This window comes from Streptococcus sp. oral taxon 431 (genome assembly GCF_001553685.1).
Classification (GTDB): Bacteria; Bacillota; Bacilli; order Lactobacillales; family Streptococcaceae; genus Streptococcus.
The window spans coordinates 886,135-902,048 of the sequence record NZ_CP014264.1; the positions used below are offsets into that span (position 1 = coordinate 886,135).

A 15,914-nucleotide genomic window follows, 5' to 3' on the forward strand; every position below is an offset into this window, starting at 1 on the left:
GGCGAAATTCCAAGCTATTCATCATTATTTTCAAGGAGACAAATAGTGAAAAAATTTAAAAAACTCACACTCTCTCTTGCGACTCTTTTACTTGCTGGTTCGCTAGTAGGATGTGCAAGTTGGATTGATCGTGGGGAGTCTATGACGGCTGTTGGTTCAACTGCTCTCCAACCTTTAGTCGAGGCGGCTGCAGATGAATTTGCATCAGCTCACATCGGAAAAACAGTCAATGTTCAAGGTGGTGGTTCTGGTACAGGACTGTCGCAGGTTCAGTCAGGAGCAGTAGATGTCGGCAACTCCGATGTATTTGCGGAGGAAAAAGACGGTATTGATGCCTCAGCCTTAGTCGACCATAAGGTAGCTGTCGCAGGTTTGGCTGTTATTATCAATAAAGAAGTAGATGTTGATAATCTAACGACCGATCAGCTCCGACAAATCTTCACAGGAGAAATTACCAACTGGAAAGAAGTCGGTGGTAAAGATTTAGCCATCTCTATTATCAACCGTGCGGCAAGTTCAGGTTCTCGTGCTACTTTTGACAGTGTGATCATGGATGGGCAATCAGCAATGCAAAGTCAGGAGCAAGATTCAAACGGAATGGTCAAATCAATTGTTTCTCAGACCCCTGGAGCTATTTCCTACTTAGCCTTTGCCTATGTTGATGATTCTGTTGGGACTATCAAACTCAATGGTTATGAACCCATTTCAGAGAATGTAACCACGAATAATTGGCCTTTGTGGTCTTATGAACATATGTATACACTTGGTGAGCCAAATGAACTGGTTGCCGAATTCCTAAACTTTGTCCTTTCAGACGAAGCTCAGAATGGAATCGTTAAAGGAATGGGTTATATTTCTGTCAAGGAAATGAAGGTTGAAAAAGATGCTGCAGGTACTGTGACAGCAATAGAAGGGAGCCAATAATGAATCAAGAAGAATTATCTAAAAAATTGCTCTCTCCTTCAAAAAACTCTCGTCTTGAGAAATTAGGAAAAGGGCTAACCTTTGCCTGCCTTTCTTTGATTGTCATCATTGTAGCCATGATTTTGATTTTCGTGGCTCAGAAAGGGTTATCTACCTTCTTCGTCAATGGTGTTAACATTTTTGAATTTTTATTTGGACAGACTTGGAATCCTTCAGGGAAACAATTTGGTGCTCTTCCGATGATTTTAGGTTCCTTTATTGTTACCATCCTATCAGCTCTTATTGCAACACCATTTGCCATTGGGGCTGCAGTCTTTATGACAGAAGTATCACCAAAAGGGGCAAAGATTTTGCAACCTGCTATTGAACTCCTAGTCGGGATTCCTTCAGTAGTTTATGGATTTATCGGATTGCAGGTCGTCGTACCATTTGTACGTAGTGTCTTTGGTGGAACAGGTTTTGGTATTTTATCAGGGATTTTCGTTCTCTTTGTTATGATCTTGCCGACTGTAACCTTTATGACAACTGATAGCTTACGTGCAGTTCCTCGTCACTACCGTGAAGCTAGTTTAGCTATGGGAGCTACTCGTTGGCAGACTATCTGGCGTGTAACCTTGAAGGCGGCACGTTCAGGTATTTTTACGGCAGTAGTCTTTGGTATGGCGCGTGCTTTCGGTGAAGCACTAGCTATTCAGATGGTGGTCGGAAACTCAGCCGTTGTCCCAACTTCATTGACAACACCGGCTGCGACTTTGACCTCTGTTTTGACCATGGGTATCGGAAATACTGTTATGGGAACTGTTGATAATAATGTTCTTTGGTCACTAGCCTTAGTACTGCTTTTGATGAGCTTGGCCTTTAACAGTGTGATTAAATTGATTACGAAAGAAAGAGGAAAGAAAAACTATGCACGCTAAGAAATTAGATAAACTTGCTACAGCTGTCCTCTATACCATCGCAGGAATCATTGTGACCATCCTTGCTTCCTTGATTCTCTATATCTTGGTTCGAGGCTTACCTCATGTTTCTTGGTCCTTCTTGACTGGAAAATCATCTTCTTACCAAGCAGGTGGTGGTATTGGAATCCAGCTCTATAATTCCTTTTTCCTTTTGGTGATTACCTTATTTATCTCAGTACCTCTATCAATGGGAGCTGGAATTTACTTGGCTGAATATGCAAAAAAAGGTCGTGTTACCAATTTCGTTCGTACCTGTATTGAAATTTTGTCTTCTCTACCATCCGTAGTTGTGGGACTCTTTGGTTACCTCATTTTTGTAGTCCAGTTCGAGTATGGATTTTCTATTATTTCAGGTGCCTTGGCTTTGACTGTCTTTAACCTACCTCAGATGACTCGTAATGTTGAAGATAGTTTGAAGCATGTTCACCACACGCAACGTGAGGCTGGTTTGGCGCTTGGGCTTTCTCGTTGGGAAACAGTTCTTCATGTCGTTATCCCCGAAGCCCTACCTGGTATTGTAACAGGTATCGTGCTTGCATCAGGTCGTATCTTTGGTGAAGCTGCGGCTCTTATCTATACGGCAGGACAATCAGCACCAGCTCTTGACTGGTCAAACTGGAATGTCCTCAGCGTAACCAGTCCAATCTCAATCTTCCGTCAAGCAGAAACCTTGGCTGTTCATATCTGGAAAGTCAACAGTGAAGGAACTATTCCTGATGGAACACTTGTTTCAGCAGGTTCTGCTGCGGTGCTCCTCATCTTTATCTTGATCTTTAACTTTGGAGCACGAAAACTCGGAAGCTATCTACATAAGAAATTAACTGCTGCCTAAAGGAGAAGCCATGTCGAAATATAATTGGGATGAAAGGCATATTATTACTTTTCCAGAAGAAAAAGTGGCCCTCTCTACTAAGGATTTACATGTTTACTACGGTAAAAATGAATCCATCAAGGGCGTGGATATGCAATTCGAAAAGAATAAAATTACAGCCTTGATTGGCCCGTCTGGATCTGGGAAATCAACCTACCTACGCAGTCTCAACCGTATGAATGATACCATTGATATTGCAAAGGTGACAGGACAGATTCTCTATCGAGGTATTGACGTTAACCGTCCTGAAATTAATGTTTATGAAATGCGTAAACACATCGGAATGGTTTTCCAACGTCCAAATCCATTTGCTAAATCTATTTACCGCAACATCACTTTTGCACATGAACGTGCAGGTGTTAAGGATAAGAAGGTCCTTGATGAAATTGTAGAAACCTCTCTTCGTCAGGCTGCCCTCTGGGACCAAGTAAAAGACGATCTTCACAAGTCAGCCTTGACGCTTTCAGGTGGTCAGCAGCAACGTCTCTGTATCGCGCGTGCTATTTCTGTAAAACCAGACATCCTCTTGATGGATGAGCCAGCATCAGCCTTGGATCCGATTGCGACAGCTCAGCTTGAAGAAACCATGTTGGAGTTGAAGAAGGACTTTACCATTATCATCGTAACTCACAGTATGCAACAAGCTGCGCGTGCTAGTGATTATACAGGATTCTTCTACCTGGGTGACTTGATTGAGTATGATAAAACTTCAAATATTTTCCAAAATGCCAAGCTACAGTCAACAAATGACTATGTAACTGGACACTTTGGTTAGAGAGGAAATAGTATGACAGAACCGATTTTACAGGTTTCAGACCTGTCAGTCTATTACAATAAAAAGAAGGCCTTGAATAGTGTTTCCTTATCATTCCAACCCAAGGAAATTACGGCCCTTATCGGTCCGTCTGGATCTGGAAAATCAACACTTCTAAAGGCTATTAACCGAATGGGTGACCTTAATCCTGAAGTGACGACAACTGGATCAGTTGTTTATAACGGTCACAATATCTATAGCCCTCGTACGGATACAGTTGAATTACGTAAAGAAATTGGTATGGTCTTCCAACAACCCAATCCTTTTCCTATGTCTATCTATGAAAATGTCGTTTATGGCCTCCGTATAAATGGAGAAAAGGACAAGCAGGTCTTAGATGAAGCAGTGGAGAAGGCTTTACAACGTGCCTCAATCTGGGATGAAGTCAAGGACCGCTTGCATGATTCTGCTATCGGTCTTTCAGGTGGGCAACAACAACGTGTTTGTGTGGCACGTGTATTGGCGACTAGCCCTAAAATCATCCTCTTGGATGAACCAACTTCAGCCTTGGACCCTATTTCTGCTGGTAAGATTGAGGAAACCTTGTATGGTCTAAAAGACAAATACACCATGCTCTTGGTTACTCGTTCTATGCAGCAAGCATCTCGAATCTCTGATAAGACAGGCTTTTTCCTCAATGGAGATTTGATTGAATTTAACGATACCAAGGATATGTTCCTCTATCCTCAACATAAGGAGACAGAGGACTACATTTCAGGTAAATTTGGATAAGGAGTGAGAAGATGTTACGATCTCAATTTGAAGAAGATTTAGAGAAATTGCATAATCAGTTTTATGCTATGGGACAAGAAGTTCTTTCCCAAATCAATCGTACCGTACGTGCTTTTGTAACACATGACCGTGACATGGCTAAAGAAGTCATTGAGGAAGATGCAGAAGTAAACGAATACGAAGTGAAACTTGAAAAGAAATCATTTGAAATGATTGCCCTACAACAGCCAGTTTCACAAGACTTACGTACAGTTTTAACAGTTCTAAAAGCTGTGTCAGACTTAGAACGTATGGGGGACCATGCTGTATCTATCGCAAAAGCAACGATTCGTATGAAGGGTGAGCAGCGTATCCCTGCAGTTGAAGAAGAAATTAAAAAAATGGGTCGTGAAGTAAAAAACTTTGTTGAAGCCGCTTTAGAACTTTATTTGAATGGTTCTGTGGATCAAGCCTATGAAGTTGCAACCATGGATGAAAATATCAACCATTACTTTGATAATATTCGAGACCTAGCTACAGAAGAAATCAAAAAACATCCAGAAGCTATCGTCACAGGTCGTGATTATTTCCAAGTTATTTCTTACTTGGAACGCATCGGTGACTATGCAAAAAATATCTGTGAATGGGTTGTTTACTTTGAAACAGGTAAGATTGTTGAATTGTAAAGTATTCAAATGATAAAATTATTGTGAAAGCTTACTTTTTACTAGAGTAAGCTTTCATTGTATAGATAATTTACTTTGTCAGAGGTGAATAATGAACTACATAAAGAATATAAGAAAAAAAGTTGGAAAAGATAAAATTATTTTAAATTTCACATGTGGAATATTAAGTCAATCAGGAAAAATATTATTACAAAAACGAGCAGATAAAGGAACTTGGGGATTACCAGGCGGAGCTATTGAATTAGGCGAATCGGCTGTAGAAGCGTTAGTTCGAGAGTTTTACGAAGAAACTGGACTGAAAGTGACAGTGAAAAAACTTTTAAATGTTTATACAAAATATTCAGATAGTTATCCAAATGGTGATGAGGCTCAAGTTCTTACAATTTTGTATTTAGTTGCATCTGAAACTTCTATCTCTACAAATGTTTTTACGAGTGACGAAACTTTAGAATTAGGATTTTTTGAACATAGGGACATACAAAATATCACAATTGTAAACCAGCAACATCGAGATATGATAAATGATTTTTTTGAAAATAAGTTCCCAATAGATAGATAAACTAACCACTGAATTTCTATATTTTTTAATTATATTTTATGAAAATGCAAGAAAAACTTGACAAGTATTTCTGGATAAGTTATAATTATACAAAATTAACAGAGAGGTTGTTTATTTATGAATTTTAAAAAATGGATATTTGTCTTATGTAGTTTTCTTGCAAGCTTCTTATTGGTAGCTTGCCAATCGTCTAGTTCAAGCTCGCAGTCTGCAGTGGAGGCCATCAAGCAAAAAGGAAAATTAGTGGTCGCAACTAGTCCCGACTATGCTCCCTTTGAGTTTCAAGCACTTGTGGATGGTAAAAACCAAGTCGTAGGTGCGGATATTGACATGGCGCAAGCAATCGCTGATGAACTTGGAGTGAAATTGGAAGTTTCAAGCATGAGTTTTGATAATGTCTTGACCAGTCTTCAAACAGGAAAAGCAGACCTAGCAATTGCGGGAATCAGTGCAACTGAAGAAAGACAAGAAGTCTTTGATTTCTCAATTCCTTACTATGAAAATAAAATTAGCTTCCTTATCAGAAAATCAGATCTTGAAAAATACAAGGATTTGGACTCTCTAGCAAGTGCTAATATTGCAGCTCAGAAAGGAACTGTTCCTGAATCTATGGTTAAAGAGCAACTTCCAAAGGCACAGTTGACTTCTTTGACAAACATGGGAGAAGCAGTCAACGAGCTCCAATCTGGTAAAGTTGATGCCGTTCATATGGATGAGCCAGTAGCACTAAGCTATGCTGCTAAGAACTCAGATTTGGCAGTGGCTACAGTAAGCTTGACTATGAAGGAAGGCGAAGCAAATGCTGTAGCTATCAAAAAAGGTAACTCAGATTTGAAGGAAGTGGTTGATAAGGTCATCCAGAAACTGAAAGATGACGGAACTTACCAAACTTATCTTGAAAAAGCTGCTAAGCTAACAGAAGTAGAGCAATAAAAAATAACAGAGGCTGGGACAAAAGTCCTAGCCTCTCAATTGTCTTTGGATTATCGAGCAAGACGCAGTGGTTGAGTGGGCTGTACTACGCTGATTTCATCAGCTTTTACAGCCTTACTCAACTGTGCGGAGGTGGGACGACGAAATCGAATTCTAACGAATTACCAATTTCTGTCCCACTCTCTGTTTTTAAATAGCTTAATGTTTCTTCAATATTTTCTAAGGAAATTTTTGCAAAGTGATAAGGGCAGTTCGCTAGATAGGAAGATTCGAAGAAGTCGAGTTCTAGAGGGCTGTGTTTAAGACTAGCGATGCTAGGATAGTTCCTGAGATCAAGCAAAAGCCCATCATGAAGTGGATAGTTCGGTAGGGAAATGGGATACCTTTGTAAGAGCTGTTGGATGTGCTCCTGACTTTTTTCTTGCAGTGCCAGTCGTGCTAGTCTGTTTTTCTCAAAGAGTTGACTATCGATGTAGAGTGATAGAGCCTTTTGCATGATAAGGTTGTTATCGTAGTCGAGAATGTTTTTATAGGTCACAAAAGCTTCCTTGATAGTGTTTGGAAGAAGAAGGGCAGTGATTCGAAGGGCAGGAAATAGACTCGTAGAAAAGGACTTGATATAGATGACCAAATCATGTTGGTCTAAATAATGAAAGGTTTGTCCAATTTTAGGATCCAAGTCCCCCAGATAGTCATCCTCAACGATATAAATCTGATATTTTGCAGCTAAGTCAAGGATGGCAAGTTTCTCCTCTTCAGAATAGGAATGCCCCAGAGGATAGTGGAAACGTGGAATGGTATAGAAGAACTTAATTTTTCCGCTTTTAAACTGTTCCTCAAGTTCTTTCAGGTCAATGCCGTCTACTCGACGGTCAATGGTTTGATAGGGAATATTTTGAGCTAGTAGCAGCTGGTTCATCCGATGATAGGTCGGTTGTTCGACCAGTATTTCCTGAGCTTGACCTGGAAAATCAATCTGGGAAAGAATAAAGAGTGCTTGCTGGGTTCCAGACGTCATGACCAACTGGTCTGCCTTACTATAAATCGCTTGATCAAAGAGTAATGTCTGAACGGACTGACGTAATTCTTCTAAACCCTCTTGGTGTTCATAGTAGTTGTAGAGATAATTTTCTCGCCCAATCAAGCTCTCATTGACGCACAGACGAAAATCATCATAGGCTGCTGCGTGTTCATCGTTAACTGAGATAATTAAGTCTTCATGACTGGTTTGTTGCTCCAATACATAATAACCACTTTGAGGTTTGGAGTAGATATATTTCTGGTATCGAAGTTCTAAGAGTGCGCGCTGTACGGTGTCTTTGCTACAGTGAAAATCTTGACTGAGTTTTCGGATAGATGGCAGGCGACTTCCAGTTGGTAGTCTACCTGATTCTATCTCATTTTTTAGATAGTGTACGACTTGTTCGTACTTGCTTTCTTGCTTCATCCCAGACCTCCCATGATTTTGTTACATTGTACCTTTTTTTTAGAAGTTTGGCAATGTTATACTCTTCGAAAATCTCTTCAAACCGCGTCAAGGTCGCTTTGCCGTATATATGTTACTGACTTCGTCAGTCCTATCCACAACCTCAAAGCAGTGCTTTGAGCTGACTTCGTCAGTTCTATCCACAACCTCAAAACAGTGTTTTGAGCTGACTTCGTCAGTTCCATCTACAACCTCAAAACAGTGCTTTGAGCAACCTGCGGCTAGTTTCCTAGTTTGCTCTTTGATTTTCATTGAGTATTAAAAGGCAGTCTAGCATTCAATTCTAATCAGAAATGTGATATACTTAGTAAGTAAAATTTTCAAAGAAGAGTGAGATGATGAAGGTGCAAGAACCAGTTAAATTATTCCAATACAATACTTTGGGAGCCTTGATGGCGGGACTTTACGGTGGAACCATGACCGTTGGTGAATTACTCCAACATGGAGATTTAGGGCTAGGAACCTTGGACTCTATTGATGGGGAGTTGATTGTCTTAGATGGGAAAGCTTATCAGGCTAAGGGATCAGGTGAGAAACCTGAAATTGTGGAAGTTTCACCAGATGCTTTGATTCCCTATGCAGCAGTTGTACCCCACCAGGCAGAAGTTATTTTCCGTCAGCGTTTTGAAATGACTGATCAGGAACTTGAAACACGTATTGAGTCCTATTATGATGGAGAAAATCTATTTCGTTCCATCAAGATTCATGGTGATTTTAAATACATGCATGTTCGTATGATTCCAAAATCAACAAACGAAACGAAGTTTGCTGAGGTTGCGACACATCAGCCTGAATATAGCTGCGACAATGTTTCAGGAACTATCGTTGGTTTTTGGACACCTGAAATTTTCCATGGAGTTAGTGTTGCTGGTTACCATCTACACTTTATCTCAGATGACCTAACCTTTGGTGGTCACGTCATGGACTTTGTCATCAAGGAAGGTATTGTAGAAGTGGGAGCTGTTGACCAGTTGGATCAACGTTTTCCTGTTCAGGATCGTCAATATCTATTTGCTAAGTTTAACGTTGACGAGATGAAAAAAGATATCGAACAGGCAGAATAATAGGAGTCAAATATGAAAATTCATGTAATAATAACGATGCTGGCCTTGTTTGCCGTTCTCATTGCAGCAGTTTGGTACGCAAGAAAGAAATACAAGATTAATTTTGCAGTTTTGGGACTTGGGGCAGTTGCATTTTTTGCTTCATCTCAGGTCTTAGAGAAAATCGTTCATCTCTTGGTTCTTCATCCACAAAAGGATGGGACAGTTCCACTCATGACGGGAAATCCCCTTCTCTATGTGATTTATGGGATCTGTATGGCTGCTTTGTTTGAAGAAACAGCTCGACTTATTTTCTTTAAATGGTTGGAGAAGAAAAGAACTTTGGAAGATTCAGATGCTCTTGCTTATGGATTGGGGCATGGTGGCTTGGAATTGCTCTACCTCGGAATGGGAAGCTTGATTAGTCTTTTGATCCTCTTTTCGTTATTAGAGTCTTCAAATCCAGCTCTGGCAAATCTCCTTCCCCAAAATACACTTGAAACAGTACAATCTCTATCTGTATGGCAGGTTTATTTACTCGGTTTTGAGCGTGTGCTTGCTCTTGTTATGCAAATCGGTCTCTCTTTCTGGGTTTATCAAGCAGTTCGCCAAAAGAAATGGATTTACCTAGTAGCTGCTTATGGTTTACACGCACTATTTGATTTGGCTCCGAGCCTATCTCAAGTTGGCTGGTTGTCAAATCCCCTTCTCGTAGAAGGATTGTTAGCAGTGGAAGTTATTATTTTTATTTACTTTACAAAATCGATCTTTTATAAAAAGCAATAATACAAAAAAGAGGTTCATCCTCTTTTTAGTTTGAGCTTTTGAAAAAGCTAACCAAATCATCGAAAAATAGAGCTAAAAATGGTATAATGGAATGAATTTCATAAAAGGATTAGAAAAATGACTGTATCAGATAAATTAAAAGAAACCTTAGAAGGAATCGATATTCGTTTCGACGAACCATTAAAATCCTATACTTATACAAAGGTTGGAGGAAAGGCAGATTATTTAGTTTTTCCACGCAATCGCTATGAGATGGCTCGTGTGGTCAAGTTTGCCAATCAGGAAAACATTCCTTGGATGGTTCTTGGAAATGCAAGTAACATTATCGTCCGTGAAGGTGGAGTCCGTGGTTTTGTAATCATGTGTGACAAGCTCAATAATGTCTCTGTTGATGGCTATACCATTGAGGCTGAAGCTGGAGCAAACTTGATTGAGACTACTCGTATTGCCCTTCGTCATAGTTTGACGGGCTTTGAGTTCGCTTGTGGTATTCCAGGAAGCGTCGGTGGTGCTGTCTTTATGAATGCTGGCGCTTATGGTGGTGAGATTGCTCATGTTCTCCAGTCTTGTCAAATCTTGACTAAGGAAGGTGAAATCGAAACCCTATCTGCTAAAGACTTGACCTTTGGTTATCGTCATTCAGCCATTCAAGCGTCAGGGGCAGTAGTCCTATCTGCTAAGTTCGCCTTAGCTCCAGGTAATCACCAAGTCATCAAGCAAGAAATGGAACGTTTGACCCACCTTCGTGAACTCAAGCAACCTTTAGAGTATCCTTCTTGTGGTTCAGTCTTTAAACGTCCGGTAGGTCATTTTGCAGGGCAATTGATTGCAGAAGCTGGCTTGAAAGGTTATCGTATCGGTGGCGTCGAAGTCTCAGAAAAGCACGCAGGTTTTATGATTAATGTTGCTGATGGAACTGCTAGAGATTATGAAGACTTGATTGAGTCTGTCATTGAAAAAGTTAAAGAACACTCAGGTGTTACTCTTGAGCGAGAAGTTCGTATCTTGGGTGAACATGAGTAAATAGTAGAAATAGCTTAGCTGCTACTAACTAGAATGTAGAGGGTGTGAAAGCCTATCGGTAGCGAAGATGCATGCAGGAGGTCTAACTCCCTGCAAGAGGTAGTGGCGGCCTGACAGAGCCTTGATCTGTTAATCTATGAAAAAGAAGGAATTTATGACAATTGAAAAAACCAATTATCGAATTCAAAAACGTTTCTAAAGTTTTTGAAGATAGCAACACTACGGTTCTCAAAGATATTAATTTTGAGTTGGAAGAAGGGAAGTTCTATACACTTCTCGGTGCCTCAGGATCTGGTAAATCAACCATCCTAAATATCATTGCAGGTTTGCTAGACGCAACGACTGGAGATATTTTACTGGATGGCGTGCGAATCAATGACATCCCGACCAATAAACGTGATGTTCATACGGTCTTCCAGTCTTATGCCTTGTTCCCACATATGAATGTGTTTGAAAATGTTGCTTTTCCATTGCGATTGCGTAAGGTCGATAAAAAAGAAATCGAAAAACGCGTATTAGAAGTTCTCAAGATGGTTCAGCTAGAAGGATTTGAAAAACGTTCGATCCGTAAACTATCTGGAGGACAACGTCAGCGTGTAGCTATTGCGCGTGCTATCATTAATCAGCCTCGTGTGGTGCTCTTGGATGAGCCTTTGTCAGCACTTGACTTGAAGTTGCGGACAGACATGCAGTACGAACTACGTGAACTGCAACAACGCTTGGGCATCACCTTTGTCTTTGTTACCCATGATCAGGAAGAAGCCTTGGCCATGAGTGACTGGATCTTCGTTATGAATGACGGTGAAATTGTTCAGTCAGGATCACCCGTTGACATCTACGATGAGCCCATCAACCACTTTGTTGCAACCTTCATCGGTGAATCAAATATCCTGCCTGGAACTATGATTGAGGACTACTTGGTCGAGTTCAATGGCAAACGATTTGAAGCGGTCGATGGTGGGATGAAGCCAAATGAGCCAGTCGAAGTCGTCATTCGTCCAGAGGACTTGCGTATTACCCTTCCAGAAGAAGGAAAACTTCAAGTTAAAGTCGATACACAGCTCTTCCGTGGGGTTCACTATGAGATTATTGCTTATGATGAACTTGGTAATGAATGGATGATCCACTCAACTCGTAAGGCCATCGTTGGTGAGGAAATCGGTCTGGACTTTGAGCCAGAAGATATCCACATCATGCGTCTCAATGAAACAGAAGAAGAGTTCGATGCTCGTATCGAGGAATATGTAGAAATCGAAGAGCAAGAAGCAGGTTTGATTAACGCTATCGAGGAGGAAAGAGATGAAGAAAACAACCTCTAAACTCTTTGTAGTGCCCTACATGCTTTGGATTGCACTCTTTGTTTTGGCACCTTTGGTCTTGATTTTTGGTCAATCCTTTTTCAATATCGAAGGCCAGTTCAGTTTAGAAAACTATAAATCCTATTTTGCGTCACAAAACTTGACCTATCTTAAAATGAGTTTCAACTCTGTTCTCTATGCAGGGCTTGTGACTCTAGTGACACTCTTGATTAGCTATCCAACAGCCCTCTTTTTGACTCGTCTTAAACACCGTCAACTCTGGCTCATGCTGATTATCCTACCAACTTGGATCAACCTTCTCCTTAAGGCTTATGCCTTTATCGGAATTTTTGGTCAAAATGGCTCTATTAATCAATTCCTAGAATTTATCGGAATTGGTTCTCAGCAGTTGCTCTTTACGGATTTCTCCTTTATCTTTGTCGCAAGCTACATCGAGCTTCCATTTATGATTTTGCCTATCTTCAACGTTTTGGATGATATGGATAACAATCTCATCAATGCCAGCTATGACCTTGGTGCAACCAAGTGGGAAACCTTCCGTCATGTCATCTTCCCTCTGTCTATGAACGGGGTGCGAAGTGGAGTCCAATCTGTCTTTATCCCAAGTTTGAGTCTCTTCATGTTGACCCGTTTGATTGGGGGGAACCGAGTGATTACTTTGGGGACTGCCATCGAGCAGAACTTCCTGACCAATGACAACTATGGTATGGGTTCAACTATTGGTGTTGTTCTTATCCTGACCATGTTTATCACTATGTGGGTGACTAAGGAAAGGAGAGAACGATGAAAAAATTATCGAATCTTTACCTAGCCTTTGTCTTTATCGTCCTTTATCTGCCAATCTTTTACCTGATCGGATATGCCTTCAATGCCGGGGATGATATGAATAGCTTTACAGGCTTTAGTTTGTCTCACTTTGAAACCATGTTTGGAGATGGAAGACTCATGCTCATCTTGGTTCAGACCTTTTTACTAGCCTTCCTATCAGCCCTGATTGCGACTGTTATTGGGACTTTCGGTGCTATCTACATCTACCAATCACGTAAAAAATATCAAGAAGCCTTCCTATCACTCAATAACATTTTGATGGTTGCACCAGACGTTATGATTGGTGCTAGCTTCTTGATTCTCTTTACCCAACTCAAGTTTTCACTTGGATTTTTGACAGTTCTATCTAGTCACGTGGCTTTTTCAATTCCAATTGTAGTGCTCATGGTTCTTCCTCGATTAAAAGAGATGAATGGAGATATGATCCATGCAGCCTATGACCTTGGAGCCAGTCAGTTCCAGATGTTCAAGGAAATTATGCTTCCTTACCTAACGCCGTCTATCATTGCAGGTTACTTCATGGCATTCACCTATTCCCTAGATGACTTTGCTGTGACCTTCTTTGTAACGGGAAATGGTTTTTCAACCTTGTCAGTTGAGATCTACTCTCGAGCTCGTAAGGGAATTTCTCTAGAAATTAATGCTCTTTCAGCCTTGGTCTTTCTCTTTAGTATTATCCTAGTTGTCGGATATTACTTCATTTCACGTGAGAAGGAGGAGCAAGCATGAAACGACTCTATTCATTTTTAGCAGGAATTTTAGCCATTATCCTTATCTTATGGGGAATTTCCTATCATCTTGATAGCAAAATAAATAGTCGCGATAGTCAAAAATTGGTTATCTACAACTGGGGAGACTATATCGATCCTCAACTTCTGGAGAAATTTACAGAAGAAACAGGAATCCAAGTTCAGTACGAGACCTTTGACTCTAACGAAGCCATGTATACAAAAATCAAGCAGGGTGGGACAACCTATGATATTGCCATCCCAAGTGAGTACATGATTAATAAGATGAAGGACGAAGACCTCTTGGTACCGCTGGATTATAGTAAGATTGAGGGCATTGAGAATATCGGTTCTGAATTTCTCAACCAGTCCTTTGATCCCAACAACCAGTACTCTATCCCATACTTCTGGGGGACCCTGGGAATCGTCTACAATGAGACTATGGTGGAAGAAGCGCCTGAACACTGGGACGACCTTTGGAAGCCAGAGTATAAAAACTCTATCATGCTCTTTGATGGAGCGCGTGAAGTACTTGGTTTAGGTCTTAACTCACTAGGCTATAGCCTCAACTCTAAAGATCCACAGCAGTTGGAGGAAACAGTAGATAAACTTTACAAGCTAACACCGAATATCAAGGCTATTGTTGCGGATGAGATGAAGGGTTATATGATTCAGAACAATGCTGCTATTGGTGTGACTTTCTCAGGTGAAGCTAGTCAGATGTTGGAAAAGAATCCTAACCTCAAATATGTTGTACCAACTGAAGCAAGTAACCTCTGGTTTGACAATATGGTCATTCCTAAGACTGTCAAGAACCAGGATGCAGCCTATGCCTTCATCAATTTTATGTTAAAACCTGAAAATGCTCTAAAAAATGCAGAGTATGTCGGCTATTCAACACCAAACAATGCTGCTAAGGAAATGCTCCCAGAGGAGACAAAAGAAGACAAGTCCTTCTATCCAGATGCAGACACTATGAAACACCTAGAGGTCTATGAGAAATTTGACCATAAATGGACAGGTATCTACAGCGATCTCTTCCTACAATTTAAGATGTATCGGAAGTAATAGATAAACGTAAAAGAACGAATCAGTAACAGCTGGTTCGTTTTTTGAATAGAAAGTAATTTGTATAGTTGTTTATTTTTACTATCCTATTTGCTTATTTTATAGCCTAGTAGTATACTAAGTTTATAATAATAGAAAGCGGTAACAAATCATGAAAATGTCTACTTTTTTCAAAAAAAGTTATTGGCCAACCTTTTTGATTGTTAACGAAACAATTATACTATTTCATTTAAAGGATGGCTTGGATCGGCAATATCTAACAACGGATTCCATACATTTGGTGATAGGTTACTTTATATTTGCAAATATTTTCGTATTTATGTATAGCAATTCGAAAACTTGGAATAAAAGTTGGGATAAAAAGAAAAATGGCAGTAAGAAAAAATATATCCTGAAAAAGTAATCAGGGATGTAGGGAGTTGGTTATTTAAATGAGGATTATTTCCAGTTGACGCAGACTTAAAAAAACGATATAATAAGAAAGTTGAGAATTGATTTTCTCTCCATCTTAGTTCAGAGAATTGGCGGTGCTGCGAGCCATCTAAGATAGAAAATCATGCTACTCAATCTAACAATTGCATAAGAACGAAAGAATGACAAGTTCATTGAATGAAGGTGGTACCGCGGTTTTTCGCCCTTTGTGATATGGATTTGTCTTTTATTTTTGGAGGTGCTAATGAGAAGATTTCTTGTCAAACAAAAATTTCGCCTAGGTGGTGAACGTTTTGATATCAAGGATGAGTTGGGCAATGTCGCCTATCAGGTTGAAGGTTCATTTTTTAAGATTCCTAAAACCTTTACCATCTATGATGTTGCTGGTGAACAGGTCAGTGAGATTAGTAAGGAAGTCTTAACTTTCCTACCTCGTTTTGAAATTCAACTGAGTAACGGCGATCATTTTTATATTCGGAAGAAGTTGACGTTCTTTAGAGATAAGTATGAATTTGACAATCTCGGTCTTCGTATCGAAGGAAATGTCTGGGATTTGAATTTTAAATTGCTAGATGACCGCGATCAAGTAATTGCAGAGATTGCTAAGGAACTTTTCCATTTAACCTCTACCTATACCGTAACCGTTTATGACGAATCTTATGCAGACCTAGTCATTTCCCTCTGTGTCGCTATCGACTATGTGGAAATGCTAGAAAGCCAATCAAATTAGTAAAAAGGAGATAC

General features: G+C 40.0%; 18 protein-coding genes. 17 read left to right on the top strand and 1 reads right to left on the bottom strand.

Annotation, left to right across the window (positions count from 1 at the left end):
* Positions 1-45 precede the first annotated feature (45 nt).
* From AXE83_RS04155 to AXE83_RS04190, 8 genes are all read left to right on the top strand, one after another.
* Positions 46-924, top strand: coding sequence for a phosphate ABC transporter substrate-binding protein PstS (locus tag AXE83_RS04155; RefSeq protein WP_049530895.1), 879 nt, complete (start codon positions 46-48; stop codon positions 922-924).
* Positions 924-1,841: a phosphate ABC transporter permease subunit PstC gene (pstC, locus tag AXE83_RS04160; protein WP_049509826.1), complete on the top strand. Its 918-nt coding sequence runs from the start codon at positions 924-926 to the stop codon at positions 1,839-1,841. Before AXE83_RS04155 ends, pstC begins: the two co-directional genes overlap by 1 nt.
* Entirely contained in the window at positions 1,831-2,715 is an 885-nt protein-coding gene (gene pstA / locus AXE83_RS04165; protein ID WP_000543058.1) for a phosphate ABC transporter permease PstA, read from the top strand. Before pstC ends, pstA begins: the two co-directional genes overlap by 11 nt.
* Before the next feature lie 10 nt (positions 2,716-2,725).
* Positions 2,726-3,529: a phosphate ABC transporter ATP-binding protein PstB gene (gene pstB, locus AXE83_RS04170; protein ID WP_060955554.1), complete on the top strand. Its 804-nt coding sequence runs from the start codon at positions 2,726-2,728 to the stop codon at positions 3,527-3,529.
* A gap of 12 nt (positions 3,530-3,541) precedes the next feature.
* The gene (gene pstB / locus AXE83_RS04175; RefSeq protein ID WP_045763360.1) at positions 3,542-4,300 is read left to right on the top strand and encodes a phosphate ABC transporter ATP-binding protein PstB; all 759 of its coding nucleotides are present in this window, start codon (positions 3,542-3,544) and stop codon (positions 4,298-4,300) included.
* An 11-nt stretch (positions 4,301-4,311) separates the two neighbouring features.
* Positions 4,312-4,965, top strand: a complete 654-nt coding sequence (gene phoU, locus AXE83_RS04180) for a phosphate signaling complex protein PhoU (protein WP_045763359.1) — start codon at positions 4,312-4,314, stop codon at positions 4,963-4,965.
* Between the two features lie 91 nt (positions 4,966-5,056).
* On the top strand, positions 5,057-5,524 hold the full coding sequence (locus AXE83_RS04185) for an NUDIX hydrolase (RefSeq protein ID WP_060955555.1): 468 nt from the start codon (positions 5,057-5,059) through the stop codon (positions 5,522-5,524).
* Positions 5,525-5,641: 117 nt separating this feature from the next.
* Positions 5,642-6,457: an ABC transporter substrate-binding protein gene (locus AXE83_RS04190; RefSeq protein ID WP_049509820.1), complete on the top strand. Its 816-nt coding sequence runs from the start codon at positions 5,642-5,644 to the stop codon at positions 6,455-6,457.
* Between the two features lie 118 nt (positions 6,458-6,575).
* Here the strand turns inward: AXE83_RS04190 and AXE83_RS04195 are convergent, their stop codons facing one another.
* Positions 6,576-7,904, bottom strand: a complete 1,329-nt coding sequence (locus AXE83_RS04195; protein WP_060955556.1) for an aminotransferase-like domain-containing protein — start codon at positions 7,902-7,904, stop codon at positions 6,576-6,578.
* A gap of 374 nt (positions 7,905-8,278) precedes the next feature.
* Here AXE83_RS04195 and budA point away from each other — a divergent pair, with 374 nt between their 5' ends.
* From budA to AXE83_RS04245, 9 genes are all read left to right on the top strand, one after another.
* Positions 8,279-9,007, top strand: a complete 729-nt coding sequence (budA, locus tag AXE83_RS04205) for an acetolactate decarboxylase (protein WP_060955558.1) — start codon at positions 8,279-8,281, stop codon at positions 9,005-9,007.
* Positions 9,008-9,019: 12 nt separating this feature from the next.
* Positions 9,020-9,772, top strand: coding sequence for a YhfC family intramembrane metalloprotease (locus tag AXE83_RS04210; RefSeq protein WP_060955559.1), 753 nt, complete (start codon positions 9,020-9,022; stop codon positions 9,770-9,772).
* Between the two features lie 117 nt (positions 9,773-9,889).
* Positions 9,890-10,795 (top strand): UDP-N-acetylmuramate dehydrogenase, encoded by a 906-nt coding sequence (murB, locus tag AXE83_RS04215; protein ID WP_060955560.1) that lies wholly within the window; start codon positions 9,890-9,892, stop codon positions 10,793-10,795.
* A gap of 161 nt (positions 10,796-10,956) precedes the next feature.
* Positions 10,957-12,114 (top strand): ABC transporter ATP-binding protein, encoded by a 1,158-nt coding sequence (locus tag AXE83_RS04220; protein ID WP_060955561.1) that lies wholly within the window; start codon positions 10,957-10,959, stop codon positions 12,112-12,114.
* Positions 12,095-12,901 carry an ABC transporter permease gene (locus tag AXE83_RS04225; RefSeq protein WP_060955562.1) on the top strand — a complete coding sequence of 269 codons (807 nt, stop codon included), beginning with the start codon at positions 12,095-12,097 and terminating at the stop codon, positions 12,899-12,901. Before AXE83_RS04220 ends, AXE83_RS04225 begins: the two co-directional genes overlap by 20 nt.
* Complete coding sequence (locus AXE83_RS04230; RefSeq protein WP_045763347.1) at positions 12,898-13,671, top strand: ABC transporter permease; 774 nt, start codon at positions 12,898-12,900, stop codon at positions 13,669-13,671. Before AXE83_RS04225 ends, AXE83_RS04230 begins: the two co-directional genes overlap by 4 nt.
* Positions 13,668-14,738 carry an ABC transporter substrate-binding protein gene (locus tag AXE83_RS04235; protein WP_060955563.1) on the top strand — a complete coding sequence of 357 codons (1,071 nt, stop codon included), beginning with the start codon at positions 13,668-13,670 and terminating at the stop codon, positions 14,736-14,738. The genes AXE83_RS04230 and AXE83_RS04235 overlap by 4 nt, the downstream gene beginning before the upstream one ends.
* Positions 14,739-14,889: 151 nt before the next feature.
* Positions 14,890-15,141 (top strand): hypothetical protein, encoded by a 252-nt coding sequence (locus tag AXE83_RS04240; protein ID WP_060955564.1) that lies wholly within the window; start codon positions 14,890-14,892, stop codon positions 15,139-15,141.
* Between the two features lie 273 nt (positions 15,142-15,414).
* Positions 15,415-15,900: an LURP-one-related/scramblase family protein gene (locus AXE83_RS04245; protein WP_060955565.1), complete on the top strand. Its 486-nt coding sequence runs from the start codon at positions 15,415-15,417 to the stop codon at positions 15,898-15,900.
* The last annotated feature ends 14 nt before the right edge of the window (positions 15,901-15,914 follow it).

Coding starts and splice junctions, on each gene's coding strand:
- pstC (WP_049509826.1), top strand. CDS start 924: ATGAATCAAGAAGAATTATCTAAAAAATTGCTCTCTCCTTCAAAAAAC.
- pstA (WP_000543058.1), top strand. CDS start 1,831: ATGCACGCTAAGAAATTAGATAAACTTGCTACAGCTGTCCTCTATACC.
- pstB (WP_060955554.1), top strand. CDS start 2,726: ATGTCGAAATATAATTGGGATGAAAGGCATATTATTACTTTTCCAGAA.
- pstB (WP_045763360.1), top strand. CDS start 3,542: ATGACAGAACCGATTTTACAGGTTTCAGACCTGTCAGTCTATTACAAT.
- phoU (WP_045763359.1), top strand. CDS start 4,312: ATGTTACGATCTCAATTTGAAGAAGATTTAGAGAAATTGCATAATCAG.
- AXE83_RS04185 (WP_060955555.1), top strand. CDS start 5,057: ATGAACTACATAAAGAATATAAGAAAAAAAGTTGGAAAAGATAAAATT.
- AXE83_RS04190 (WP_049509820.1), top strand. CDS start 5,642: ATGAATTTTAAAAAATGGATATTTGTCTTATGTAGTTTTCTTGCAAGC.
- AXE83_RS04195 (WP_060955556.1), bottom strand. CDS start 7,904: ATGAAGCAAGAAAGCAAGTACGAACAAGTCGTACACTATCTAAAAAAT.
- budA (WP_060955558.1), top strand. CDS start 8,279: ATGATGAAGGTGCAAGAACCAGTTAAATTATTCCAATACAATACTTTG.
- AXE83_RS04210 (WP_060955559.1), top strand. CDS start 9,020: ATGAAAATTCATGTAATAATAACGATGCTGGCCTTGTTTGCCGTTCTC.
- murB (WP_060955560.1), top strand. CDS start 9,890: ATGACTGTATCAGATAAATTAAAAGAAACCTTAGAAGGAATCGATATT.
- AXE83_RS04225 (WP_060955562.1), top strand. CDS start 12,095: ATGAAGAAAACAACCTCTAAACTCTTTGTAGTGCCCTACATGCTTTGG.
- AXE83_RS04230 (WP_045763347.1), top strand. CDS start 12,898: ATGAAAAAATTATCGAATCTTTACCTAGCCTTTGTCTTTATCGTCCTT.
- AXE83_RS04235 (WP_060955563.1), top strand. CDS start 13,668: ATGAAACGACTCTATTCATTTTTAGCAGGAATTTTAGCCATTATCCTT.
- AXE83_RS04240 (WP_060955564.1), top strand. CDS start 14,890: ATGAAAATGTCTACTTTTTTCAAAAAAAGTTATTGGCCAACCTTTTTG.
- AXE83_RS04245 (WP_060955565.1), top strand. CDS start 15,415: ATGAGAAGATTTCTTGTCAAACAAAAATTTCGCCTAGGTGGTGAACGT.